Annotated in this window: 25 protein-coding genes; 6 read left to right on the top strand and 19 right to left on the bottom strand. The window is 38.6% G+C overall.

Translation table 11 applies throughout. The annotated features are described in order from the left end of the window. Nucleotides 1-135: 135 nt before the first annotated feature. From F580_RS0112950 to F580_RS0112965, 4 genes are all read right to left on the bottom strand, one after another. Nucleotides 136-804, bottom strand: a complete 669-nt coding sequence (locus F580_RS0112950) for an esterase/lipase family protein (protein ID WP_019028160.1) — start codon at nucleotides 802-804, stop codon at nucleotides 136-138. Nucleotides 805-815: 11 nt separating this feature from the next. Continuing rightward, complete coding sequence (locus F580_RS0112955) at nucleotides 816-2,135, bottom strand: type II toxin-antitoxin system HipA family toxin (RefSeq protein ID WP_019028161.1); 1,320 nt, start codon at nucleotides 2,133-2,135, stop codon at nucleotides 816-818. After that, nucleotides 2,129-2,494, bottom strand: a complete 366-nt coding sequence (locus F580_RS0112960) for a helix-turn-helix domain-containing protein (protein ID WP_019028162.1) — start codon at nucleotides 2,492-2,494, stop codon at nucleotides 2,129-2,131. Before F580_RS0112960 ends, F580_RS0112955 begins: the two co-directional genes overlap by 7 nt. Nucleotides 2,495-2,809: 315 nt before the next feature. Then, a complete protein-coding gene (locus F580_RS0112965; RefSeq protein ID WP_019028163.1) occupies nucleotides 2,810-3,760 on the bottom strand; it encodes an MBL fold metallo-hydrolase in 951 nt (316 codons plus the stop codon). A gap of 270 nt (nucleotides 3,761-4,030) precedes the next feature. Here F580_RS0112965 and F580_RS0112970 point away from each other — a divergent pair, with 270 nt between their 5' ends. Next, nucleotides 4,031-4,771: a tRNA (adenine(22)-N(1))-methyltransferase gene (locus F580_RS0112970; protein ID WP_019028164.1), complete on the top strand. Its 741-nt coding sequence runs from the start codon at nucleotides 4,031-4,033 to the stop codon at nucleotides 4,769-4,771. A gap of 33 nt (nucleotides 4,772-4,804) precedes the next feature. Here the strand turns inward: F580_RS0112970 and F580_RS0112975 are convergent, their stop codons facing one another. The 15 genes from F580_RS0112975 to F580_RS0113045 form a co-directional block, all read right to left on the bottom strand. Next, on the bottom strand, nucleotides 4,805-5,209 hold the full coding sequence (locus F580_RS0112975; protein WP_019028165.1) for a hypothetical protein: 405 nt from the start codon (nucleotides 5,207-5,209) through the stop codon (nucleotides 4,805-4,807). A gap of 70 nt (nucleotides 5,210-5,279) precedes the next feature. Continuing rightward, nucleotides 5,280-7,682, bottom strand: coding sequence for a UvrD-helicase domain-containing protein (locus F580_RS0112980; protein WP_019028166.1), 2,403 nt, complete (start codon nucleotides 7,680-7,682; stop codon nucleotides 5,280-5,282). A gap of 294 nt (nucleotides 7,683-7,976) precedes the next feature. After that, the gene (locus tag F580_RS26380) at nucleotides 7,977-8,117 is read right to left on the bottom strand and encodes a hypothetical protein (protein ID WP_019028167.1); all 141 of its coding nucleotides are present in this window, start codon (nucleotides 8,115-8,117) and stop codon (nucleotides 7,977-7,979) included. A gap of 91 nt (nucleotides 8,118-8,208) precedes the next feature. Continuing rightward, nucleotides 8,209-9,153, bottom strand: a complete 945-nt coding sequence (locus tag F580_RS0112990; RefSeq protein WP_019028168.1) for a carbon-nitrogen hydrolase family protein — start codon at nucleotides 9,151-9,153, stop codon at nucleotides 8,209-8,211. Between the two features lie 823 nt (nucleotides 9,154-9,976). Further along, a complete protein-coding gene (locus F580_RS0112995) occupies nucleotides 9,977-10,483 on the bottom strand; it encodes a regulatory protein RecX (protein WP_019028169.1) in 507 nt (168 codons plus the stop codon). Nucleotides 10,484-10,544: 61 nt separating this feature from the next. Next, nucleotides 10,545-11,762, bottom strand: coding sequence for an EAL and HDOD domain-containing protein (locus tag F580_RS0113000; RefSeq protein WP_019028170.1), 1,218 nt, complete (start codon nucleotides 11,760-11,762; stop codon nucleotides 10,545-10,547). A 255-nt stretch (nucleotides 11,763-12,017) separates the two neighbouring features. Continuing rightward, nucleotides 12,018-12,413: a 2-amino-4-hydroxy-6-hydroxymethyldihydropteridine diphosphokinase gene (gene folK / locus F580_RS0113005; protein ID WP_019028171.1), complete on the bottom strand. Its 396-nt coding sequence runs from the start codon at nucleotides 12,411-12,413 to the stop codon at nucleotides 12,018-12,020. Next, complete coding sequence (locus F580_RS0113010) at nucleotides 12,413-12,763, bottom strand: dihydroneopterin aldolase (protein ID WP_019028172.1); 351 nt, start codon at nucleotides 12,761-12,763, stop codon at nucleotides 12,413-12,415. Before F580_RS0113010 ends, folK begins: the two co-directional genes overlap by 1 nt. Then, nucleotides 12,736-13,521 carry an SDR family NAD(P)-dependent oxidoreductase gene (locus F580_RS0113015; protein ID WP_019028173.1) on the bottom strand — a complete coding sequence of 262 codons (786 nt, stop codon included), beginning with the start codon at nucleotides 13,519-13,521 and terminating at the stop codon, nucleotides 12,736-12,738. The genes F580_RS0113010 and F580_RS0113015 overlap by 28 nt, the downstream gene beginning before the upstream one ends. Then, entirely contained in the window at nucleotides 13,521-14,063 is a 543-nt protein-coding gene (gene folE / locus F580_RS0113020; RefSeq protein ID WP_019028174.1) for a GTP cyclohydrolase I FolE, read from the bottom strand. Before folE ends, F580_RS0113015 begins: the two co-directional genes overlap by 1 nt. 124 nt (nucleotides 14,064-14,187) lie before the next feature. Continuing rightward, nucleotides 14,188-14,412 (bottom strand): hypothetical protein, encoded by a 225-nt coding sequence (locus F580_RS0113025; RefSeq protein ID WP_026301427.1) that lies wholly within the window; start codon nucleotides 14,410-14,412, stop codon nucleotides 14,188-14,190. A 302-nt stretch (nucleotides 14,413-14,714) separates the two neighbouring features. Beyond that, nucleotides 14,715-15,074, bottom strand: a complete 360-nt coding sequence (locus tag F580_RS0113030) for a SpoIIAA family protein (RefSeq protein WP_019028176.1) — start codon at nucleotides 15,072-15,074, stop codon at nucleotides 14,715-14,717. Between the two features lie 177 nt (nucleotides 15,075-15,251). After that, on the bottom strand, nucleotides 15,252-16,073 hold the full coding sequence (locus F580_RS0113035; RefSeq protein WP_019028177.1) for a M90 family metallopeptidase: 822 nt from the start codon (nucleotides 16,071-16,073) through the stop codon (nucleotides 15,252-15,254). A 552-nt stretch (nucleotides 16,074-16,625) separates the two neighbouring features. Next, the gene (locus F580_RS0113040; protein WP_019028178.1) at nucleotides 16,626-18,164 is read right to left on the bottom strand and encodes a methyl-accepting chemotaxis protein; all 1,539 of its coding nucleotides are present in this window, start codon (nucleotides 18,162-18,164) and stop codon (nucleotides 16,626-16,628) included. 328 nt (nucleotides 18,165-18,492) lie between these two features. Further along, nucleotides 18,493-20,643 (bottom strand): CapA family protein, encoded by a 2,151-nt coding sequence (locus F580_RS0113045; protein ID WP_019028179.1) that lies wholly within the window; start codon nucleotides 20,641-20,643, stop codon nucleotides 18,493-18,495. A 572-nt stretch (nucleotides 20,644-21,215) separates the two neighbouring features. On the opposite strand from F580_RS0113045, the gene F580_RS0113050 reads away from it, so the two are divergent. The 5 genes from F580_RS0113050 to F580_RS0113070 all read left to right on the top strand — a co-directional run bounded on the left by F580_RS0113050 (nucleotide 21,216) and on the right by F580_RS0113070 (nucleotide 24,196). Next, the gene (locus F580_RS0113050; protein WP_019028180.1) at nucleotides 21,216-21,416 is read left to right on the top strand and encodes a hypothetical protein; all 201 of its coding nucleotides are present in this window, start codon (nucleotides 21,216-21,218) and stop codon (nucleotides 21,414-21,416) included. A gap of 1,054 nt (nucleotides 21,417-22,470) precedes the next feature. Continuing rightward, entirely contained in the window at nucleotides 22,471-22,842 is a 372-nt protein-coding gene (locus F580_RS0113055; RefSeq protein WP_019028181.1) for a hypothetical protein, read from the top strand. Nucleotides 22,843-22,854: 12 nt separating this feature from the next. Beyond that, nucleotides 22,855-23,100 (top strand): hypothetical protein, encoded by a 246-nt coding sequence (locus F580_RS0113060; RefSeq protein WP_019028182.1) that lies wholly within the window; start codon nucleotides 22,855-22,857, stop codon nucleotides 23,098-23,100. A gap of 117 nt (nucleotides 23,101-23,217) precedes the next feature. After that, on the top strand, nucleotides 23,218-23,610 hold the full coding sequence (locus F580_RS24525) for a hypothetical protein (RefSeq protein WP_019028183.1): 393 nt from the start codon (nucleotides 23,218-23,220) through the stop codon (nucleotides 23,608-23,610). A 43-nt stretch (nucleotides 23,611-23,653) separates the two neighbouring features. Next, nucleotides 23,654-24,196, top strand: coding sequence for a DUF4287 domain-containing protein (locus F580_RS0113070; protein WP_019028184.1), 543 nt, complete (start codon nucleotides 23,654-23,656; stop codon nucleotides 24,194-24,196). Nucleotides 24,197-24,462: the final 266 nt, after the last annotated feature.

The following is a 24,462-nucleotide window of genomic DNA, read 5'->3' on the forward strand; positions in this document are numbered from 1 at the left end:
TGCTTTTTCTATTTTCCAATGGTAATGGCGAGTGACGATAGCTTGACCCATAAACCTTTCACTTTGAGTAGCCGTTCAGCATCATAATAACTTTGTAAGCACTCTCCTGCATCAATTACGTTGGCACGAAATATCCTAGCGATTAAATTGACCATGATTAAGATAATAAAGCACTTGTTTGATAACCTTATTGTTTTTCATCATAAACGGATGTGTCACTGGTAAAGAAATATGATCTCTCATGCCGCCAAGCTTGGTATTTTCGACCGATACCTTGCCGTCATCGGGTTTTGGCAACATAGTAGAAAGAATCAAATTTACGCTGCGAGTTCCCGCAATAATACCCAGATCAAAATTCGCTGAGCCTAGTTTGTTTGGTACGCTGCTCGCTTCAGTGCCAAGTTGCACACCGGCTGGACCATTGACCAGTTTAAATCCTGGTAAATTTTTCAGCGAATCAACAACCTGACTGCCTTTATTGGGCGGCCCAAGCATTACCACACGGCCCAAGTTCTTGATTACTTTTGTACTTAAGTATTGGCGAACTAGAATGCCACCCATTGAGTGAGTGACAAAGTGAACTTTACTTGCTGCTGGGCATTGGGATAAGGCAGTGCTAATTGCCTGTTCTGCTAACTTATCAACACTGTACTTTCTCGATGGATAGTTACAATTGATGGTGTGATAACCCTCTTTATTTAAAACAGAGGCAAGTTTGCTAAACGATCGATCACTTCTTGCTAAGCCATGTAGAAGTATCACAGTTTCATTTGACTGCACTTGAGACGAAAATAAATCTGACACAATAATAATTCCTACAAAAAAATCCTTAGGTTTTGGCTTACTTCTTTTATCAATGACTTGGGTACGTCTTGTTCTAAAGCGTATTTATCCCAATGTGATACCGCTTCGATGGTCTGGTTCAAGACATCATCTATCTTACGTTTACTAAAAATGGGGCTCAGCTTTTCAAAACTGTAGAAGTCATCTCTAGTGAAGTTATCTTGTTTGCCGTTTAGTGTCATCCAATGTTTGCTTACCCAATGACTATCAGGTTTGTAGCTATAGGCTAAATCGTAAGCTGGGGCTAATTGCCATTTATGCTCTTTATCTAATATAAAACCAAAGTTCTTTGCGTGATCATCGTGATTTCGGGCGATTACGTTAAAGACCATGCGTTTAAATAACTGCATGGCATCGTCTGGACTCAGTTTTAATTTTCTTGCTGTATTAAATAGTTCCGCATAAGAGTATGAGCCTACTTGTTTATAACTTACATGCTCAAGTCCGTTCAGTGTTTGTACGTGTATTTTGTTATTACCGTTGCGATCAAACCTTGCGGTTATAAAATGTCTGCGTTTACCTTCGTTAAGTAAATGACATGGCATCATATCGATACCACATTCTTTAGCTAATAAATGGTAGGTATACTCCATCGCGCCATAACCCATAGGATCGCCAAAGGTTTCTTGATTTTTGTTGTGCTCGCTAACGCCGTCAAACTTCATCAGGTAGTGGCTAAACCCCTTTGGCGCATCCGTTTGACCTGAACGCACTTGGCTGAAATCTTTATTGAAGGCAAGTACTGCTTTTGGTCTTGCACCTCCTGCGCTCATGCCGACTGACATGAGAGACATCATTGCTTCTTTATTTTCTTGGCCATTATTGGTCAGGTTGAGGTTAAATTTTTCACGTTTATCTAATACCTCTTGCGCGATAGCAACGAGAGATTCAATGTGTATTGGCTGAGAAGCATTAAGGTTTTTTCTTTTGGTCGCTGGTGAATAAGTTAAGGCACCCATGCCCCGCGTGCCAGTGTACTGTAGTCGTTGTAAAGGCGTGATATCACTTGTTGATTTACCTTGGCTGGCTATCCATGCATTCATTACAGCATTACCAAAGTCATCGGGTAGTGAGTCAGCGATAAGTCCTGGTAGCCCTTTAAAAGTAGCATGGTCTATTTGCGGAAATGAGTAAATCTTTTTCGCTAGCGGCATTTTAATAGGCGATAGTTCGATGCCGGTTTTAATAAAACTAGGGTAATATTCAAACGCTGCTATTTGGGTCTCGGTGTTGTAGCTTACGGCTCCTACATCGTACTCTTGGTATTTAACTTTTATTACCTCAGTTACCATGTGGCAGAGTCCTTACTTTGGCTGCTACTATTACTCTTGCTGCTACTATTGTTGCTGGTTTTGCTAGGACTAGTTGCCCTTTTACGTTCTTTCCCCTGTAGTTCCATGAGTTGAACAGGAGATAGTTCTTGTTGTGGAATAAAGAAATTGAGTTGCTCTGTTATTTCAAGCGCGATGAGAATGGCTATCATAGATTCAAGCGTTGATTTCCCTTTTTCGCCATTAGTCACGGCTTTGAGAGATAAGCCTGCTTTTTTAGCTAATGCTTTCTGAGTGAGGTTGGCATTGAGTCGAGCGGTTTTAATTCGTTCGCCCAGCTCACCCGCAATGGCATGCGCTGTTAATTGGTTAAGTTCCATAATGTACCCTAAAAGATGTTTTATGTAGCATATACACAAGTAAAACCCTTAAAAGGAGTATTGCACGGTACCAACAAATAATCAATGACTAGAGCTAACACCCCTTTAAAGTATGATTAACACCTAGTTAGTGCAATAAAGCACCTTAAAGGGTTGCTTGCTTCATATATATTGGTGCAAAAAGACTTATGGTTGCAAAATATAAAACAGGAACTTAAAATCTTGTTCTAAGTGCCCTGCTGAGATTCTTAAATATTGAGCAGATCTTATATTAGCCATGCTTGGCAATTAGCTAATAACATGATTTTAAAAACACTATTGCTGTTTTTTATACATTGCTTCGACTTGCTGTTTGATAGCTGAATCGAAGTTTTTATATAAAGGCCTATATATCGGCCCTAGCTTAGTGCTAATTTGTTTTTGGATTTCGTCCTGAGGATTACCAGCTTTATAACCCGCTTTGACCATTGACCAAACAGCTGCTAACAAATCAGCATCTCGTATTACCGACTTGCCCGTGGTTGGTTTACCATGTCCGGGTAAGACAATAGTGGGATTCAATTTAGCTACCACATTAATGGTGTTAATTAAGTTATCTACGTTGCCATGATAAATAATCATCGGCATCCAATCAGAATTCAAAACATCACCGCCAAAGATGATCTTCTGTTTTGGCAACCACATCAAAACATCTCCTGGTGAATGTCCATCATTAGAAAAAATGAATTCAACCTCCACTCCGCCGATATTACGCTTTTCTCTTTGCGTTAATAACGTAGTCGGGTGTATAAGGCGGGTAGTTCCAGTTGCCCCTTCAGTTACGCGCGAAAAAAACTCTACCGCTCCTGGGCCATCCTGTTTCATTATTGTTAACGCGGCAGCTGTGGCAATAATCTCAGCGCCGGTATCGGCAAATTCGGCATTACCAAACCAGTGATCGGCATGACTATGGGAATTAACTACCCAGCGAACCGGTTTGTTGGTGACCGATTTAATGGCGCGTCTAATGCCTTGAGCAACTAATTCTGAAGATCCGGTATCAAATACCAGCACCCCTTCTTCGGTAACAACAAAGTGACTGTTAGAATTCCAGCCCTTGTTCTCAGGACTTGGTAAACCATAGGCTGGTGCGATTATGCTATAGACATTGTCGGCAACGGGGGTCACCGAAAAATCAAAGTCTGTATTCGTTGCCCATACGCTGTTGTTAAACATTAAAGCCATAAGGCTGAGGGGAATTAGGATTTGTTTGCAGGCTTTTAACATTATGTTCCTCACTTTTATTACTTTTATTGTTAAACCATCAACTCATAGCGCATTAATGATAATGCTTTATTTATAACAAAACATTCGTTTTTAAATAATGCTTTTGAGATGAAAGAGTGACTTTTTAAGATGAAAGTGCTGCCTCGAAATACAAAGCAGAGTTTTCTGCCCTACTTCTGCTCACGACTTTTAGTCTCTCTTGAAATGCTTGTTGGTTAATGGAGTTAGCTATACAATAACGACGTTTTTAACCGTCGAAAAGCATTACTCTTGAAACACAGCCTAAAAATAAGTAATCGATTACAGAAAATTGAAAAAATGGTGACATCACAATACGACCATATTTGGGATTGTTGCTGTGATCATGGCTTGCTTGGTTACGCTTTATTGTCACGCCAAGCTGCCGCGAATATTCATTTTGTTGATATTGTGCCAGAACTAATGGCTGAAGTAGAAAATAAACTGCGACGTTTCTGTTCGAATTCAAACACAAGTTCATCTTCACGTTGGCAAACCCACTGCCTTGATGTTGCCAAATTGCCGCTAGATCAATACGCGGGAAAACATCTTGTTATCATTGCCGGTGTCGGTGGCGATTTAATGATCAAATTCATTGAAGCCATTTATCAAAATCATAGCAACTTGGCTGTCGACTTTTTATTGTGCCCGGTTCATCACCAATACCCCTTACGCACTAAGTTAATTGAGCTAGATTTTTCTTTAAAAAATGAAGTGTTAGTGCAAGAGAATCGACGTTTCTATGAAATATTGTTGGTGTCAACATCGAGCGAAGCTGATAGGAAAGTTAGCCCTGTGGGTAATCAAATTTGGCAGTCGCTGACCAGTAAAAATTCAGAGCAAACCTCAAAAAAACAAGCCGGGATAGCTGATAACTATTTAAAGAAAACCCTTAATCATTATCAACGTATGCAGCAAGGCTCTTCACCAGGAAAAGCAAATAATGTGCAACACATCATTGATGCTTACCGCGCACTATCCCCCAATATATAAGCTTTTAATCGCCAATAGACTAAAATCCCACAGCTATTGTTGGTGTATTAAGCCTGTTTCAGCATTTTCAAAACCATGACAAAGATAGTCTTGGTTTGCACGTTTTTTCTTAGCCATTTGATGGAAGTGTTCGTAACCCACTGAAAAGGCAAAGGGGTGGGCATTGTAATCGGCATATGCCTGATCGTTACCTAGACTTGCTTCTCTGATACCGGCAGCGAATGAGCTTAAAAAATCATCTCTATTATTGAGTAACAGGCTTATAAAGTCGCCAACAGCCTCAACGAGTTCTAACGCGCCTAAGTTAATATATTTATCAACCACGACTCTGTTGAAATAACCGGTGTATTGATCAGTTTCAAACTCATATGAAACGGGCCCGCCATCAGCGGCTTCCATTAATGAAACAAATAACTCTCTTACTTTTTTTGAAATCAACTATTATTCCTTACTTAGCCAACTTGTCGGCTGTTAATAACATCATTATTGTTTAAATGGCATTAATTGACTAAATTGCCATGTCAGCCTTCTCGGTATGACTACATTGATTATTTTGTTCTGCAAAACCACTACAGCCCCAAAAATCACCATACTGGCCTTTTTTCTGTTTCATGGCTCTGCCACATTTACGGCATTCTTTTACTGGGGTTTGCTGCTTGACCTTATCGTCATCACGCTTATTGAATTGTTTCGACATTACCTTTAAATCATAACTGGCTGCTAACAGCTCTTCAATGAAGCTTGAGGGCGCTTTCGCATCCGCGATGAGATAGACTTTCCTTTTCGCTCTAGTGATCGCCACATAGAGCAAGCGGCGCTCTTCTGAATGTTTATAACCATCATCTAAAGGTAGCAAGGCTTCTACCAGGGCATCTGCTTTACTTTCATTAGGAAAGCCTGTTTTGCCCTGAAAGAAGCCAACAATAATACCGTAGTCTGCTTCTAAGCCTTTAGCGCCATGAAAGGTCCAATAGTGGATATTCTTATCCTTAGCCTCTTTCTTAGTAATAGCAACAGCCGCTATATTTGTTTTGGCGTTATCCAGTAAATATCGGTAACGGGCTAAAATAGCAATACTACCGGTAGCATCGTTTAATCTAATCGAGTTAACAACCTGGGCGATACGCTCATCAATTGCCTTTTTATCACTGTCGAGTAGGTAAACCTGTGATTCGGCTACTTGATGGTGTGTTTGAATTTGTTTGTTATATTGCTCGGGGTTTTGCATAACAAATTGTCCTGCTGTTTTAGCAATACTATTGTTATAACGAAAGGTTTTTTGCAGTGTTGTCAGTGAGTGACTGCCGTGGTGTTTTTCAAACTGGGTGATTAACGCTAACGTGCCGCCGGAAAAACGGTAGATAGACTGCCAATCATCACCAACCACGGTAAGCTTTGGTCTTGGACCTTTATCGATGAGCGCATTTAATAAATCCATTCGAGCTACTGATATATCCTGAAATTCATCAACCAATATATCCGTCCATTTTGGCTTGAAAATGCCACTGCTAACTTGAACAAAAGCGTTATTAATCATGTCATCAAAATCAATAGCTTTTTGATTTTTCAGCTCTGCGCTATAGGCTTGGCTAATATCGTCAAGCAGCTGCGCGTATTGTTTAGCATTAATGACCTTTGCATTATTTAGCCTTGTTTCAACTTGTTTACTATCGAGTTGCGCCACTCTAATGGCCTGTAAACACTTAATATAACGTTTGCTATTTTCAGCCAGTAAACCTGAAGATTTCAGTATTTCTACAATCTCTGCAGTTCTTTTGCGGATTAACTCGGTATTATCTATTGTCACAAGCTCTGTGAGCAGCTGTTCTATACTGGCTTTGACATCAGCTGGTAATGTTTTGGCGGCATTATCTCTTACACGTGTGGCACCTTTACTTGCAGCGCTAAGATCAACCGCATCAAGGGGCTGATAAGCAAGGTCTATAAAGCGCTTTAATGTTTTCGGGCTTTGGCTGATATACGTAATCAGCCAGTCAGTAAACCAGGTCTCAAGTTTTTTTTGGTTTTCAGTAAATTCAGATAACCGGGTATTTGCTTTGACGGCTTTGAGAATATATAGACCCAGGGCATGAAATGTCATGATTGTGGGTAATTGGCAAGTTAAGCCATAGGCATTTTTTCTGACAACTAATCTTTCTTTAAGCTCTTTGGCGGCCGCATTATTATAAGCTAGCACCAATACATTTTCTGCTGGCACGTTATCAAAGCTAATTAAACTCAGCGCCTTAGCAACCATCACCGAGGTTTTTCCTGTACCTGCTGCCGCTAAAATCAGGTTCTTATCATTATTTCTAATCACCGCTAATCGTTGCTCTGTTGTTAACGGGTTTGCTTCAATACCATCAAAAAATTCTGCTTGCTGAGCAAGCCTTTTACCTTCGTAATATTGCCTAAAGCTCTGAGCATCTTTAATGTCTGGCATTCTAGAGATAATATCAATTTTTGAACATTGCTGTTTTGTCAGAATTTTTTGCCAGCGCTCTGTTTCAGCACGATAGTTTTGAATAATCGGGGTTACTGATTTATTGAGCTCTTTAACCGATGAGTCTCTTAGGTATTGGCTAATGGCTTCTTGATGAAAATAATCAATCTGAGACGTTATTTTGTCAGCAATATTTTTATGAAGGTTAAGCTGAACGTCATTCTGATATCTTTTGGCACAACGAGCGTTAATGCCCCATATTCGAGACTCGCCGGCTTTGGTGTTAATGATTAAGTTTTTACTAAATAACGAGGCTTTAATCTGAGGGAAATCGGTAAATTGATCGATGTTAATAACTTTGGCGTTTTGGTTAACATCAATTAGCGTTAACCCAACATCGGATATAACTATTCGATTAATATTGCCAAACCATCGGGCAATAAAATTACGATAAAGTGTTTGTGTCATTAAAATTAACTCTGCTTAACTAACAAATGAAGTTCAGCGGTTTGCTTATGGAAGTATATCGGCTGATAAACGCTATTGTTATATTATACCTGATGGACTGTATAAAAAACCAGTTTACCGTGATAAAGGCAATTAAATTAAATGCCTAAGCAGTTAAATTATTGCTGGTAAGATTTTCAGTGAGTTTTCATAAGGAGTAGAGACTGGCTCATGATTTGAGCGCCGGCTAAAGAATTTACCGGTTAGCTAGTATTTAGTGAATTGAAAGAGCGCAGAAAGCGCTCTTTTTTGCCATTATAATGACTCTAGTTCTTCAATTCGCTTATCGTAAGTCTCTGCTTCACTTCTATAATGTTCAAATTCTTCGTTATTTTCCAGGGCAACACGGGCTTTATCATGGTATTCCGAACTCTTCTTTTTATAATAGTCGATCATACATTTCCTTAGTTTCTGATTGCTAACAGCTAAATAAATTACAGATAACTCATACTTATTTCAACAGTTAATCACATTAAAAACCGACTAATTAACTATTATTTGTAAAGTGCGTTGCTGATTGCCTCGTTTTATCTACTTGTAGGTTAAAAACATCGGGTCTTGAATAGTGACCAGCAACATCTAAAGCACGTTTTGAACTCGCCGCTAGATCAACATCAATATCTATGATGATATTACCTTTTTCTTTAGATAATGGCCCCGAGATAATTTCTCCACTAGGCGATACAATCACTGAACCTCCAGGGTTAATCCATTGTTCATCTTTGGGATAAAGCTCATCAAGCATTGGAAAATCCTTCGGAAAGTCTTTTCTTTCTAACGCTACGCCACAAGATAAAACCCAACACTTACCTTCCCTAGCAATATGCTGCATAGTGCCAACCCAAGCTTCACCACTGTCATAAGTCGGCGCGATATATATTTCTATGCCTTGAGAATATAGCGAATACCTTGCCAGAGGCATGTAATTTTCCCAACATATCAGGCTACCTATTTTTCCAACCTCGGTATCAATAACATTTAAGCCGTGGCCATCTCCGAAACCCCAGACCATGCGTTCAGGGTTTGTTGGCATAAGTTTACGATGATTATTAATAACCCGACCCTGGTTATTAATGGTTATTACCGCGTTGTAAATTGTTGATTGGCTATTCTTATGATCGCGTTCGTTAATTCCACAAACAACGGTAACATTATTTTTTTTGGCTGCGGTCAGCATAGGTTTTAGATCATCAGATGAAAGGTCAACCGAATTTTTAAGTAACCTGCCATGGATCTCTTCACTGGGACCCCAATCACCACCAGGCCTTAGCCGCCATATCCACGCGGGATATCCTGGAATGAACGCTTCAGGAAAAACGATAAGTTTAGCGCCTTGCTCGGCGACTACGTTAATCAGTTGTGCTGCTTTATTTATGGTGCGTACTTTATCAAGTACATAAGGCGCCTGTTGAATGATCGCTACTTTACTCATAACTATCCCTACTATAATTCTCTCTCTCGATTAGATTAACTATAGGTGAGTACTGGGGTAATCATTAACTACATCGGGTTATTAGCCTACTCAAAATTTATTTCCCAGGAGGCTCTCTAACGAACAGTGTGGGGATATATTGCGGTTCAATGCTGTGACCTTCTAAGTAACATAAAATTAAGTTGTTGATTTTTAAGCAAAGAACAAAAGTATATAAATCGTCATCTTCGAAGTCTCTGATCGAAGATCCATTGTATTTTAGAAACTGGATCCCCGACTAATACACCACGGGGATGACGAACAAAGGTTTGCTGTACTTGCGGATAAAAATGTTATTGGTAGATGGTTGAGGCGCAGCCGCTGATTTGCTAATAAGTGCCATTCATGGCATAAGGCACAAGCGCGAATAAATTCCCGCCTACGGGAGTGACAGTTAATAGGTTTGGTGTACTTGTGGATAAAAATGTTACTCGTAGATGGTTGGGGCGCAGCCGCTGATATGCTTCTAAGTAACATCCATGCTACGTCCGACACGTGAACTCGGGAATGACGGGAGCAAACGTTCGGGGGTAAACGTTCGGGCGTAAACACCCTCCTACAGTGTCTGCCTGTAGGAGCTGGCTTTAGCCGCGAACATTGCTAGATTCAGGAGAATGTGCGTCCTGCATTATCTAATAAGTCACATCTATGTGACGTCTGCATTGTCTAATAAGTGCCATCCATGGCATAAGGCACAAGCGCGAATAAATTCCCGACTACGGGGATTGAACCATGTGCATATACAAGTTACTTTATTGATTCACCGGTCTTTTATATAAGTAAACTAATAGTCTTCAACACTTGCATGACTGACTACTTTATTAGCAATGGCATATGAAAAACCTTTCGCGATTATATGCCGCATCGCTTTTTGCTTTAACTTGATATCTTCGATGGGATCTTGACCAAATTTTCTTCTTTTTAGGAGTAGCGCCTTTTCAAAATAATCATCATCGGATGTTTCAATGGCACTAACGCACTCATTGATTGTTTGTGATGAAAAGCCTTTAGCATAAAGCTTCTCTTTTATTTTGTTAGGGCCGATGTTTTTCTCTGCAAAGCTTTGTGTTAAGCGCTGCGCATAACGGCTATCATTGACAATGCCTCGCTCTATTAAATAATCGAGTGCAGGCTCATTATATTGTCTGTCGTCTTTAAATAATAAATTGGCCTTTTGCAGCAATACTTTAGCTGAGTATTCTCCATATCGTTGGATCAGCCACTGCATATACGATTTTACCCGGTCGTAAGAGATGACTTGGGGTTTGGTACTTTTCTTTTTGCTATACATGTTAATCTTAAATCCTGTCGCTCGGTAGACGTTACTATATGGTGCTTAACTGCTTAACTGCTTAACTGCTTAACTCAAGTGCTTGGCACCATTTACAGGCACTAAGAAATTCTTGTTGGATTATCTCATTACTTAGGCCGTGCGTCGCAATCAACGCTTGAATATCTTCATTATTATCGGCAATAAAGCTTGTTGTTAAATTTAATAATTCGCCCAATACACCATCATTGGCTATTAATGCCTTTTCAATGGGTTTAGCCAAAGGCATGGTTTTAAGAATTTCAGCAACGGGCATGGATAATATAACGTCGATAGAACTGAGTAAGCCGGTAATAAAAGCCAATTCTTGTACTGAAGTGAAATTGTTTTTAGTGCTAAGGGTTTGCATCATCCTGCCCGTAATCAAAGACTGTTTACATACTTCATCCGCTTGGTCTGATGTTAAGTTTGATAAGGCTAAAATAGCGATAAATTGCCTTAATTTTCCTTCGCCCAAATAAGTTGCCGCTTGCTTTAATGACTTTATTTCCACACTAACGCCGGTGGAAACGTTGTTAACCATTTTTAATAACCCTATGGTTAAGTTAACGTCATGACTAATGATTTGTGATATTTTCTCAAAATTGAGGCTAGTATGAGACGTTTCGCTTAGTAACCTTATCATCATCGTTTTTAACGTTGTTAAAGTTTGTCCGGTAATCATTTCAGGTTGGTGATAAAAATAGCCCTGAAAATAATTAAAGCCAACCTCAGCCAGTGTTTGCTGTTGATTTTTAGTTTCCACGTGTTCCGCCAATATGCGGATATTGAAGGTTTTCATTTTGGCAACGGCGGGATGTAAGCGTTTGGTATTAATTTTTTCAATATTCACTTTTACAATATTGATATAGGGAAATAACACTTCCCAATGTAGTGCTAAATCATAGTCCTTTAGCGCTATTTTATAGCCATTTTGGTGATAATATCGAACAATTTTAACGAGGTTTTCCGATGGTTTATTATGACCCTGTAGCTCTATAACAATTAAATCTTTATCAAACATTAAGGGGAATTTATGTCTTAGATTACTTTCAGTGAAATTAATGAAGGCCAGTTTACCCATACACAAGGTATGGATATCACCTTGAATATGATTTTGAATGATAAGCTTAGAGCTAGCAATATCTTGGTCAACTTCGGGGAATTTGTTTTCTATGCTATCCCTAAAAAACAACTCATAGCCAATAGTCTCAAGTTTTGCATTAAAAATGGCTTGCCTAGCGATATAAGTATTATGCATTTCTAAGCCTTGTTAGCCCTCATTGCTTTAATTATATCGTTAAGTCCCTTATTTGGTGGTTAAAAGTGACTATATTTTTGTATTTAATAAAATCCCTTCACCTTAAAAACTACAATTGTCTGTTAAATCCGTACTGTTACAACGCATAAGTGAGCGAATTAGCGTATCCCCATGGTTAATTTACCAAGGTAATCACTATTGATAATAGGGTTAGGTAATAACCCTCAATGATAGCCAACAGTCACTTAGTTCTACTTAGCTGTTACTTTTATTGGCGTTTATAACAACCAGTTCATCAACTGAATTCTTAACAAAATCATAACGGTAATAATCGTCATCAACAATGTTTTGGTTTATTTTGACTATGTCTAAATCGATGGTGCGCGGACCATTTTTATTATCGGTTCTAACTCGCCCCAACTTTGTTTCTATATTTTTCAAATAAGTTTTCAAATCAGCCGCATTAAGGTTGCAGTTAAATGAAAATGCGGTATTGATGAAGTCGGCCTGTTCAGTGAAGCCCACCGGTTTAGTGCAGAGTAATGTTGCTATATTGGTCTGGGGATCAACTTGCTGCAGTTGCTCAAACGCCTGCTGAATATGTTTTTCTGCTTCAATGTTCGAGCCAACCGCAATGATATAAAACGCCATTAAGCTGAACGTTCTGCCGTGACCGAGACACTTTTCGCGTAACGTAACGCCCCTGGCTTGGCAACTTTTAATTTGGCATGCAACACGCCATCGAACGAGAGAATCAACTCTAATAGTATGCCCAACAGACGCTCTATGGTGTTATAACTAGAACTTTGTACTATCGCTAAAATTTCTTTATTGACGGTACGATAATTAACGCAGTCGGCTATATCATCCGACATCATCGCTTTAGATATATCCGCATCAATCCAGTAATCAATGATGAGTTTTTGTTTGTTTTCACGCTCTTCTTCGGTAATACCGAGAATGGTATAAATTTCTAGTTTTTCAACATATATGGTGGACATTGTAAGTGACTCCCTCCGTCTATTTGTAATGTTTGTCCCGTAATAGAATGATTATTTGATAAAAATTCAATGGCTGAAAATAAATCAGCTAACGGGACCTGGCGTTGCAAAATATTAATGTCTGTATTCTTGATCTCTGCATCAGATTTAGCTAATTGATTACCCGGCTCAGCACTCGCCCCAACAGTTGCCTCTAAGACAAAACCCGGTGCTATGGCATTCACCCGTACACTGGGCGCACATTCTATTGCCGCCAATTCAGTTAAGCTTTCTTGGGCTTTTTTTGAAATGAAATAGGCAGATTTACTGGTGTATAGGTGCGATAGGTTAGCGTCTGAAATATTGATGATTTGGCACGGTTTATTTTGTTTTATATTCTGTTTTGCTAAAGCCTGAATTAATAACCACGGGCTAGTAAGATGAATATTGATGTTACGTTGAATTTGTTCTAATGACGATTCTAATAATGCCCCCTCTTCAAAAACAGAAGCATTATTTATCAACAATTCAATATGAGGAACTTGCTGCTGCAGTTCAGCAAAGCGCTGTTCAATACTGCCAGGATCGGCTAAGTTTGCTTGCCACAAGACCACCTTACTATTGTGTGCTTCTAACTGCGTTTTCAAAGCGAATGCTTCGACCTCAGATTGATGGTAATGCAGAACAATATTCTTACCACTTTTAGCAAATTCTTGATTGAGAAACGCGCCGATGCGCTTGGCCCCACCAGTGACTAATACCCAGCCTTTATTGCTCATCAATCTCTTATCAACGTTAAGAATTCAGCGCGGGTGTCTTTACATTTTAAGAAAGAACCGAGCATACACGAGGTTTTCATTTCAGAGTTTTGTTTTTCAACACCACGCATACGCATACATAAATGTGATGCGGACATGACCACACCGACACCTTTGGCATCAGTAACGGCCATTATGGCATTGGCTATTTCTTGGGTTAGGTTTTCCTGAATTTGTAAACGTCGAGCAAACATATCAACAATACGCGCTAATTTAGATAAGCCGATGACTTTACCATTAGGAATGTAGCCAATATGGCACAGGCCAGTAAAAGGCAGCATGTGGTGTTCACATAACGAATACATTTCAATGTTGTTAACCACGATCATCGAATCACAATCTGAGTTGAATAAGGCGCCGTTAATAACCGAGTCTAAATCTTGTTGGTAACCTTGGGTTAGAAACCGCAACGCTTTTGCGGCCCGTTTGGGCGTATCTAATAAACCTTCACGTTCTGGGTCTTCACCTACTTGTTCAATAATCGCTTTAAAATTTTGTTCCACGTTTGGCTTCCTGCTTATTTTATTTACACATTTGATTAACTTAATAACGTTATATTCAATTATGCTGGGCTATGCTGATTGATGTTGAAACATCACCCTTAGCTAGCAGCACCTAAGGTTAGTACTAAAAGTTAGCGCTAGCCCACTTACTTAACTCTTCAATGGGTTTAGGGAAACCTAACGTATACACAAAGCGATATTCGCTATCTTCAAAAACACTATTGCCTACCCCAAGTAGGACAAAGCCATCAACTAACAATTTACTGGCATCTTGTGCACATTCAGTTTCAACAATTTTGGTTACTTGCAGGAGTATATCTGCTGAACGAGTAATTTCTGAGTTGTTCATCATCATCCTTAAAAATAAAGTCGTTATTTTGTAGACGTTTTGCTTATTAAACTTAATGGACTTGGTATTAAATACTAAATAATCTACCCTAATGTTCATAAACATCAAGTTCTTATTATATTTATATCGAAACTTATTGTTTGTGGCTTGGTGATTACTACTCTCGCGCTAAAGCATAACAGGACAATACTAGCGTATAGCCTTGTTGGCGTTATTCTCAAAAGCATTAGCTCAAAAAAATCATTCGTGACAAGCATAGATATTTCAAGTCAGCGTTAGTAGATAGAATAGACTAACTCTTGTTAATTTAGCCAGGCGAGTGCTTCTTCTCTATCGGTAAAAACATCAATAGTTAAAGCGGCTGAGCTTGGAATGGTCGCGGAAAAATCAGCACTCATTTTTGCCAACTTATTTGGGGCAAATACCGCTATTCTATCTAGGGTGGCTAAGTTACCAAATTGAATAAGCGCATCGAGTTGTGTTGAGTAGGAATTAGTTTTGTTAATCAGCAATGAAAATGACTGATTGAAAAGCGACAATAAATAGCGGTGGATTTCGTCAACCATGTTGAGGTCAATATCCACCCCACTGTCTACCGTTATTTCGGCGAGATCACGGCGTAGAACACGAATCTGTGCAAATGATATTTGATGTATTTCCATATAAAATTGAACTCTATCCCTGATGATGTGACTTGCTAGCCTCCAACAAGCCAACGTTTAGCTATAGCTAAGTATTTCAGTAATCTATTTGTATAGTACTATTGGATATATTTTATATTTTTAAGTTAACACCCACAAGTGTTAACTTAAATAATAGTATAAAATTTATCCTTAACACTACCAATGAATAGGATCCACTTTGTAGTAATTTGTCATTTGGTTATACAGTGCTGGGTGCTCTTGGGAAAACTGTTGAGCTTTTTCAAAAAACACTTCACTGACCACGGCAAAAAATTCTGCTGGCTCAGTGGCGCCATAATAATCAAATATAGAGGGCAACCCCGCCGTTGCCTGTTGTCTTAATAATTCAAACTGCTGAGAAAACACCTGTGACCAGCATTGGTAACTTTGTCCTTTACCCAGAATAGGCGAGCCGTTTGCTTTACCATTTTCTTGATCAAGTTGATGAGCAAACTCATGGATGACAACATTATGGCCATCGTTTGGTAATTCAGCGCCATGGACACTGTCTTGCCAAGATAAGACGATTTTACCAAAATCCCAAGACTCACCTGATAAGGCTATTCTTTTGGTATATTGAGTGCCATCAGGGTTCAACTGGCTCTGCTCTTTAATAAACGCGCTTGGGTACACTAAGATTGTTTTTAATTTTGGGTAATAATCTGTTTTCCTATTAAGCAGCAATAAACAAGCTTGCGCTGCAATAGTAACTTTTATTTCATCGGTAATTTTAACGCCATTACAACCGATGAAGTTTTTTTCTGCTATAAAAACTTGGATATGCTGTTTTAACTGCAACTGTAAATCTGTAGGCATCTGTCTAAAGTAAGGCATCCTTCGCTGAATTATTTTTCGCCACTCTTTCTTAAAAGGCAAACGTCTCACTTTATCGCGTTTAAATTCACGTAAATAAGGTTTTGCCATTAAAGAACCAATGATGGCGACAGCAATAAACAAAGGTAACAAAATAGGTAACATAAACATCCTTATAGGGTGAGCTTACTTAATACCTTGGTATGAGTGGGTGAAATTTCAAGAGATGATAGTTTTTAAAAATGAGTGCAAGTGCCACTAGTTGAACGTAACCTTGTTAATTTACCAAGAATTATAAATTAACAAGGGTTAAGATAAAGTACTGGTTTGGGTTGGTATACCCGTTACCATTCAAAGTGCTGGATTTCAGTGGGAATTAAAAAGGGCTTTAGCAAGAGACATAATTTAAGCATAGTCACTCTATGGTTTAATTATTTAACGCGGTATAAAATCATTTTAAACCCATCGAAGAAGCGTTTGAACAACATCACTTCATCGTTGCTGTAACTCATAATGGCGTTATATGGATGGTGTTATAAGAGAATGCAGACGGTACAGGAAGTACCTTATAATGATTATCCAGGAGCATATTCTCCTGAACAACCATTATTTCATCACAGCGCCTTGAATTGAAATTGCTCAAGTACTCTGAAACATGCATCTTGAGTGGTAACGGGTATATATCTCAAAATCAGAATTATCTATCGAGTCAATTTTTTATTTAAATGTAGTACTTAAACCCTCTATTAACTCAGCACTTTTATTGACTTCAATACCACAGTTATTGACCTGTTCAGCTAAATCTGCATTATTTTTCGAGATACCGTCTATGGTTACAATGCTCTGATTGATTTGATTTGCCACCACACTTTGTTCTTCGGTTGCTGTTGCTATTTGCGCAGTCATATCACTTACCATATTTACATTAGTAATAACGTTTTCCATTGCTGCCGTTATGTTCATGGTATCTTGTGAGCATTCTTCGGCATTAGCTTTACTTGCCAGCATTATCTTACTCCATTGCTTTAACGTTTTTTGTAACGCTTGTACCGACGTTTCAATTTGCACAGTAGCACCTTGGGTTCTACTTGCTAAGGTTCTTACTTCATCGGCTACCACGGCAAAACCACGGCCTTGTTCACCTGCCCTTGCCGCCTCAATAGCCGCATTTAAAGCCAATAGATTAGTTTGATCGGCAATGCCTTGTATTTCAGCCATGATGGTGGAAATTTTATCGACATCTTTTACTAAATCAAGCGCACTTTCTGCCGCTACTCCGACTTCGTCTGCTAAGGTAACAATTTTAGTCTGGGTTACTTTAGTGATTTCAATATTTTTCTGACATTCATCTTGAATATGAACCATTTTGTCATGAGTGTTTGTAGTATTGGTACTCACCTCATCTATAGTCGCGCTCATTTCAGTGATTGCCGTAGCAAACTGTGCAAGGTGAGCGTTTTCTTCATGTATACCTTCAATCATATTGTTGGCCGCTTGTTCAAGGTCAGCTGCTACCTTGACTAGGCTTCGGCCTGAATCTTTACTGCGCCCTAAGATAGTGTTTATTCTTGCTTTGTATAACTCCGCAGGGTAATTCATTATGCTTGTTAGCCCTTTACCTGAAAATATTAGGCGTGATGGGCTATCAAGCGCTGTTTTGGTCTGTGCCGCTAACTTGGGAAAAACAAACAACTCCTCAGTAAAAATGATAAAAATGAGCCCTATCGTGGTCAATAAAATAGCCGTAGACATTAACGGTGCTGAATACAGCCAATTGGCTAGACAAGCAAGCAGGATGACAGTTGCAACAAGGATACGTTTTAGCGCCGTGTTGGCATTAAAGTCTCGGGCTGACTTGCCATTATTTAACTCGTCATACAAGTGTTGAGCTTTTTGCTTTTGACTATCGGTTGGCTTAGTTCTTACTGACTGGTAACCAACAACGCTATTGTTTTCATATAGCGGCGTTACATAAGCGTCAACCCAATAATAACCACCGGTTTTGCAGCGATTTTTAACCATGCCACGCCATGAGTCACCTCGTTTTAGCTTTTGCCATAAATCGGCAAATGCCTCCTTAGGCATGTTGGCATGGCGAACAATATTATGATGTTGGCCAACTAACTCAGTCAGGGAGTAACCTGAGACACGACAAAATTCATCATTGGCGTAGGTAATCCGGCCTTGGAGGTCGGTAATTGAAACAAGTTGTTCGGCATCAGAAAAGGTTATTTCATTGGCTGAAGTATTATGCATTAAAATATATCCAAAAAGGTGAGTCGGTAACGTAATTTGAAAGCTAGCATGACATTAGTCAGTCACTTTAAGATAATCAAATTAAAATAGTTGGAGAGACCGCATTAGGCACTTTTTTTTGATATAGATCAACATTTAACGTACTAAAATGTAACTTGAATCAACGCCTTTAGTGGAAAGTTGTGATATTGACAATTATTTCTTGATGCAAGTACAAAAAATGTTACTGCCATTGGTTTGCTGAGTGGATTATTGAGTACTCTACACCTTTAATTTAATACATTCATTAAAAAGCCCGACGATGTGCCGGGCTATTGAACTTGCGAACTTACTCTGTGGTAACAACAACTCCTTGGGCGTTGGCTTTAATCATTTTACTGATATGAGATAGACCCAAATAAGCCGGTTGACGACTATCAAGGGAAAAGAACTGCGGTGCTGCTTTATTAGTAAAAGCAGTGTGCCATTCAATAACGGCAAAATCATCTATTGCTAATTCTGCTGTGCTACCATCAATGAGCTCAGCTTCAACCATAATGCGGTAACTTTTATAGCCAATTCTAGGCGAATTAAAATCGATTTCCACACTTTGCCACTTATCGCTCCCTGCTAGAACTAGGGTTTTTATTAGGTTTTTCGGACTATTTTTAAAAGCATCAAATAATTTTTGTCTGCTTTTTCTACCCTGCCAGTAATAATGCAATTTAACCGCATTTTTGCTCAGATAGTTCGCTTTAATGGTCATAGGTCTACTGGCTGAATAAACCCGCCAAAAACTCTTCACACCAAAGGTCGTTGGTTGTTGCTTGTTCAGGGCTAAAGACATACTGGTATTACCGCTAGCACCATAATTATTTAAACTCATGATACTTCGATCAAAAAACAAACCACGTTCTGGGCTATCAAAAGTTGAAAAGCCTTCAAAGTCACTGCCATTGACTAAGTTTTTCCCTAAACGGTAGTTTACCTGTTCGTTGTCGAGTAAAATTTCGTTTAATTGTTGATGCCATGGCAAGTGATATAAGCTTGCTATTTTACTTCCCGGAGCAAAAGTCAGCTTATGTTGCATTGCGGTCTTTTTATCTAGTGTCTGTGCAACTACGTTAATGTTAACTGACTTAACGGTTACTGACGCTGTTATTGGCGTGATAACACCGTGACCACCTGATTGGCTAATATGGGTATTTCGTACCTTAGAAAGCACTGTTAAACGTTTCATCACGGTATAACGATTGATGCCCGTTGCTGGGGTTGGTTTATAACCTTTAACATATAAAGGCACTATTTCCGCACGATGGAATTTGCCTTCATCTAACCAAACATACAAGATAAAACTGTGTTGGGTGGCACTAAAATTTTGATCAAAGATGAAATTCCCCATTGAGTAAGCAATTAACTTATTGTTATATAACTCTAAACCTTGAGTAACATGCGGATGATGAGCAATGGCCAACGCTGCGCCATTATCTAATGCTGATTTTAATCTTTGCTCGGTAACGCCAGTTGGACTATTGGCATATTCTTGACTGCCATGATATTGCACTATGGTGACTCTATTTTTTGCAACTTCTTGTTGCACAGAGCTAATAATATTAGTCATTGAACCATAAGCAGCACCGCCATGTTGATGATTAGCAGTTTGCGTTGGCTCAGAGCGGCCTTCCCAGCCGACATAACCTAACATAGAAAACTCGGTATTTTTGATGGTATCGCGATGCGCCTTTAATGCTTGCTTTTCATTCATACCGGCACCAGAAAAGCCCAGTTGGCTTTGCTGTAGAAATGCTAAAGTTGACTCCATGCCCGGCTCTAAATAATCATAGGTGTGGTTATTCCCCAAACTGACGTAATCAACGCCTGCCCACGATAAAGCCTCAAGAATTTCAGGGCGAGAATAAAAGGTAACTGACTTAGGCGCGCGCTCTCCTGGCTTCTTATCGGCTATTTGCGTTTCTAAGTTAACCGCGGCGTAATCAGCAATACTCATATAAGGTTTAATATTTTCGACAATTTTTTTGCTATCTTTAAGCCGAGTTTCAGGGTGAATCAAAATAGCATCACCAAAATAGGGCTTATAATAACGGCGGTCCATCATCACATCACCACCAAAAGCTAACATCACGCGTTTAGCTTTTTTAGCGACTAGGGTGATATCAGCAATAACGCCGTGACGTTTTTTAGTTTGCAAAGAAAAAAGTTCATAATGACTGAACGTTTGGATAATTTGAAAGTAATCTTTTTTTACAAAGCTAAGTTGGTAAATAGCTTGTTTTGTCATTGAACGCTCTATCGGCACTTCAAAGCGCCCCAAATCATCACTAGTCACTGTTTTATTGTTTAAGGTAATGTTTACATTACTTAGCGGGTTATGTGATTCATCTAGCAATCGGCCGGTAATATTAACCGTTTGTTTTGCAGTGACCGTAGACTGAAAACCCAAAGCAGCTAAGATAATTATTATTGTTATAAACTGTCGCATAGTTATTCCATGTTTTTTGCTAAAAGAGGGGCAATTAAGCAAGTTTCTCTCAAGTATTAACGAGTATAAACAATCAAAGCCGGTCGATAAGTAAAATATGCATGCTTTTCTATAGATGATACATAACCTGCGGGTATGGCTTGAAAATTAGCTAACTACACTTAATGACTCAATGATTTAATTTAATTATCTTTAATAAACCCTCAATAATACTGTGATTTTTCACCACGTTGACAACAACAGCGGTAAATTTTCTCTTTATGTAAGTGATGGCAAAGAGTAATTATTGAAAGTAAATTTACTTTGCTACCTTTTCAAAATATTTTTTCAGGTCAGATAGCTTGATTTATTTCCCTTAACTTAAGCTAAATAAGTTATCGCTAGTAAAGACTGACTGTTGTCGGTTTTTAGGTGAACTGAGGCAGGTAAAACCCAGCCCCTTCAAAAATTTCCATTGTTCAAGCTATAACCTTTATTTATGGGTAGCCCAAAATTAAGTCTTATCATTTTCACACATAAAATTACATGATGGTAATCCAAGGTGATTACAACGATTTTAACAAGGTGATGAAATGGCTAACACAGATGATACTCAAAATAATTTGACCAGTAACAAAAATCCTAAAGGTAACGTTGGGGTTAAAGTTACCCGTAAAATGGCTAATAATAGTGACTCCACCAAGGGTAAAGACTCACTGGTAGGTACGCCATTAATGCGCTATTTTGATTTAGCGGAAGAATCTAATTGTAGCTATGTGTTAGGTTATAACTAATCCTTACACTAAACCGGAAAATAACACTCTGTCAGTGGTATAGCCAGATGACATGTACTGATTGTTGAACCTAGTAATTATGCTAAGTGATAATTACCGTGGTAGATAACTACAGAGATAGATAATTATAGACAGTTGATTACCGCTAGATAATGCAGGCTATGAACTTTTGTTTCGCGGGGATGTACCCGCATTAAAATAACCTATTGCTGTTTCATCATTTAAAAAAAACGGTGGTTTGCTGTTGCCGATTTTTGAATTAGCGTTACAGTACTTGTTACGTTGTTAGATCCTAGTGCATGATGGTTATATTTGTCCCTGACACGCGGTTTAGAAAACATCACCAAACTGCGCGCATCATGTCGTTATCAATACTCTTCAATTCAAACCAAGCCTAAGACTAAACTTCACGACTAAATAAAACAAAATGACAACGCCTTTAGTCACCCCCTATTTCAAAAAAACTTCTATTTTCCCCTGTTAGCAGATTGTTCGACTTACCTGCTACCATACCCGGTAATACGGTCACTAGACTAAAACGGTAATACCGACTTAAAAAAATCCTAACTGAGGCTTTTCAGTAATATACAAATAGCTTAGGTAATCAAATTTATTTATTGCATAAGGCCAGGAAAATGTGTGATATTAATGAGAATTAAATTAAAGCTATGAGGCTGACATTACGGAGAAATCTCCCAATGTGTGGTTACATGAACAAGGGAATTAACAAAGCGTTAGCTATCAGGACTCTTTCAACACCGCGTGTTTTTTAAATGGAACATGGAATGAAAATAAAACATTATTATTGTTATTTTATCAGCCTTAATATTCAATTGTTGTGCTTCAAGTTAACAGTTAAATCAACGCGCTGAAAACAATGATAATCCATTGAATTTCCAAGCCATATTGTTTGATTTGTTTTTTTGCTCAGATGATAAGTAAACTAGAAAGTTGATAGCTTACAAACGGTTAAATTAAGACAAAACACAGTTGGCCATGCCCGAGTATTACACCTACTTAACCTGGTCTTATTTTCAAAAATAGGGTTCAGGTTATGAGTATATTGATAATTATTTTTGGACTATTAATGTTTCTGGCTGGCATGTCGCTCATGACCAATCCTGAGGTTATAGTTGGTCTACTGAAAAGAAATTCTGATAAGCTTTGGTTACATATCGGTGCCGTTCTAGTGCGACTAATGCTCGGGGTATTACTTGTTTATCAGGCGAGTGTTTCAAAGTTTCCTATAACACTGACAGTCTTTGGCTGGATAGCAATTGTCGCCGCAATAGTTTTTATGATGATAGGACGCAATAATTTTATAAACTTAGTATCATGGGCATTCTCCTTGATGAAACCATTTGCTCGTATCGGGGGCGGGCTCGCGATTTTGTTCGGATCTTTTCTTATATATGCATTTGTGTAAAAGGAGTTCTCCATGTCGGTAGGAATGAGCCTAGCAATGAAAGCAAAGCAGCCAAAACAAAAACGCTGCCATAGATGTGACTTATATTACCCTGAGTCATTAGATGCCTGTGATCATTGTTCTCAACTTAATGATGCTCAGTTGGTTGAGCTTAAAGCGCAACACCAAGCAACGCTTCAAGATAATTCTACCTTTGGTAAATACCTGCTATTTGGAGCGGTAGTTATAGGTTTACTATTACTACTGAGTTTTTTATAGTTTGTATCTCAGTAACATTTCAGTTTACAGACAACTGATTACATTAGAAACGGGTTAAAGCTTAGGCCCAAGAAAAGAGAAATCAGCATCTAGAATAGTATTAAAATAGGACGTAGTATGAATCAAACCAAAGGCTTTATCGCTTCATTCGTAATAGTGATTATTATATTTTTAGTTTCCGCAATATCAGCAGCATTTCTAGCCGACTATGTTGGTATTTGGAAAAAACCTGTCATTGGCGCTATGGCCGCTTTTTGTGTGGTTATATCCGCCTACTTAACCTCCCCTAGCCATAAACGATCAGCGGCTGTAATTTGGTTAATTGTAGGCGCTATTTCAGCTTGGTTTTTAGCGGGTGATTCATTTTATCCAGAAGATTCTGAACAGGCATACCAACTGACAATCATTCCGTTAGCCGCAACCTATCTAAGTGGCTTATTTGCACTATTGATTTGTTTGGTTTGGCACCACAAAAAGCTCAATAAAATCACCAGAAGATCGCTTCGTTAATAGCATTTTAGTCATCAATATTGTGAAGTAACATGTGAATAATATGGATAAAGCACTTCAGACCATGATTAATAACATCCCTGATAAAACAGGTAAGCAGTTAGCAGAGTGGCTTAAAATATTAAATGAGGCAAACTTCGAAAAACACGCAATGGCGGTAAAGTTTTTAAAAACTGAATACGCAATGACCCATGGGTTTGCCAATACAATAGTCACTTTATCGAAAGACAATAATGTCTGCGCTGAAGATTTGGTTAGCAGTCAATATACGGGTAAAGAGGCACTTAACCCTCTTTATCAGCTACTGATCTCTACCGTTGATACGTTTGGCAGTGATATTGTCATAACCCCCAAAAAGGCAAGTGTCAGTTTAATTAGAAAAAGACAATTCGCTTTAATCAAACCGGCAACCAAAATCAGAATAGATTTGGGGTTAAAACTAAAAGATGTAGCGGTACAAGGTCGACTAGAAAATTCAGGCCCATTTGGGACTATGTGCACTCATAGAATACAACTACACAATGTTGCAGATATTGATGCTGAAGTTATCAAATGGTTGACCATGGCATATGAACAATCAGTTTAATTAATACCAATCACACTAATATATTGATCAACTTAGGGTTATATTAGAGAGCTTAGAACAAGCAAAATCACTTAAACATAGTTATTCTATATGTCTTTAATTTTGTGCCGTTATCAGCTATTAATTGCCACTGACAAAGCCATAAAATAGCAAAGCCTAAATAACCAGGTAAGTTATTTAGGCTTTTCGTCAGCGGTAATGAAAGTTAACTTAACGGTCGCCTTTTGAAAAATGACCGACGGTTAGCACAATCTCAAGCGGTATCC

The sequence above is a fragment of the Colwellia piezophila ATCC BAA-637 genome, assembly GCF_000378625.1.
Classification (GTDB): domain Bacteria; phylum Pseudomonadota; class Gammaproteobacteria; order Enterobacterales; family Alteromonadaceae; genus Colwellia; species Colwellia piezophila.

What these genes read in the sequence shown, in the direction of transcription:
- F580_RS0113015 (WP_019028173.1), bottom strand. Translation starts at nt 13,521, where the DNA reads ATGAGCAATAAAGGCTGGGTATTAGTCACTGGTGGGGCCAAGCGCATC.
- F580_RS0112990 (WP_019028168.1), bottom strand. Translation starts at nt 9,153, where the DNA reads ATGAGTAAAGTAGCGATCATTCAACAGGCGCCTTATGTACTTGATAAA.
- F580_RS0113040 (WP_019028178.1), bottom strand. Translation starts at nt 18,164, where the DNA reads ATGCATAATACTTCAGCCAATGAAATAACCTTTTCTGATGCCGAACAA.
- F580_RS0113055 (WP_019028181.1), top strand. Translation starts at nt 22,471, where the DNA reads ATGAGTATATTGATAATTATTTTTGGACTATTAATGTTTCTGGCTGGC.
- F580_RS0113025 (WP_026301427.1), bottom strand. Translation starts at nt 14,412, where the DNA reads ATGAACAACTCAGAAATTACTCGTTCAGCAGATATACTCCTGCAAGTA.
- F580_RS0113070 (WP_019028184.1), top strand. Translation starts at nt 23,654, where the DNA reads ATGGATAAAGCACTTCAGACCATGATTAATAACATCCCTGATAAAACA.
- F580_RS0112955 (WP_019028161.1), bottom strand. Translation starts at nt 2,135, where the DNA reads ATGGTAACTGAGGTAATAAAAGTTAAATACCAAGAGTACGATGTAGGA.
- F580_RS0113010 (WP_019028172.1), bottom strand. Translation starts at nt 12,763, where the DNA reads ATGTCCACCATATATGTTGAAAAACTAGAAATTTATACCATTCTCGGT.
- F580_RS0113045 (WP_019028179.1), bottom strand. Translation starts at nt 20,643, where the DNA reads ATGCGACAGTTTATAACAATAATAATTATCTTAGCTGCTTTGGGTTTT.
- F580_RS0112960 (WP_019028162.1), bottom strand. Translation starts at nt 2,494, where the DNA reads ATGGAACTTAACCAATTAACAGCGCATGCCATTGCGGGTGAGCTGGGC.
- F580_RS26380 (WP_019028167.1), bottom strand. Translation starts at nt 8,117, where the DNA reads ATGATCGACTATTATAAAAAGAAGAGTTCGGAATACCATGATAAAGCC.
- F580_RS0112995 (WP_019028169.1), bottom strand. Translation starts at nt 10,483, where the DNA reads ATGTATAGCAAAAAGAAAAGTACCAAACCCCAAGTCATCTCTTACGAC.
- F580_RS0112980 (WP_019028166.1), bottom strand. Translation starts at nt 7,682, where the DNA reads ATGACACAAACACTTTATCGTAATTTTATTGCCCGATGGTTTGGCAAT.
- F580_RS0113050 (WP_019028180.1), top strand. Translation starts at nt 21,216, where the DNA reads ATGGCTAACACAGATGATACTCAAAATAATTTGACCAGTAACAAAAAT.
- F580_RS24525 (WP_019028183.1), top strand. Translation starts at nt 23,218, where the DNA reads ATGAATCAAACCAAAGGCTTTATCGCTTCATTCGTAATAGTGATTATT.
- F580_RS0113000 (WP_019028170.1), bottom strand. Translation starts at nt 11,762, where the DNA reads ATGCATAATACTTATATCGCTAGGCAAGCCATTTTTAATGCAAAACTT.
- F580_RS0112965 (WP_019028163.1), bottom strand. Translation starts at nt 3,760, where the DNA reads ATGTTAAAAGCCTGCAAACAAATCCTAATTCCCCTCAGCCTTATGGCT.
- F580_RS0113030 (WP_019028176.1), bottom strand. Translation starts at nt 15,074, where the DNA reads ATGGAAATACATCAAATATCATTTGCACAGATTCGTGTTCTACGCCGT.
- folK (WP_019028171.1), bottom strand. Translation starts at nt 12,413, where the DNA reads ATGGCGTTTTATATCATTGCGGTTGGCTCGAACATTGAAGCAGAAAAA.
- F580_RS0113035 (WP_019028177.1), bottom strand. Translation starts at nt 16,073, where the DNA reads ATGTTACCTATTTTGTTACCTTTGTTTATTGCTGTCGCCATCATTGGT.
- F580_RS0113060 (WP_019028182.1), top strand. Translation starts at nt 22,855, where the DNA reads ATGTCGGTAGGAATGAGCCTAGCAATGAAAGCAAAGCAGCCAAAACAA.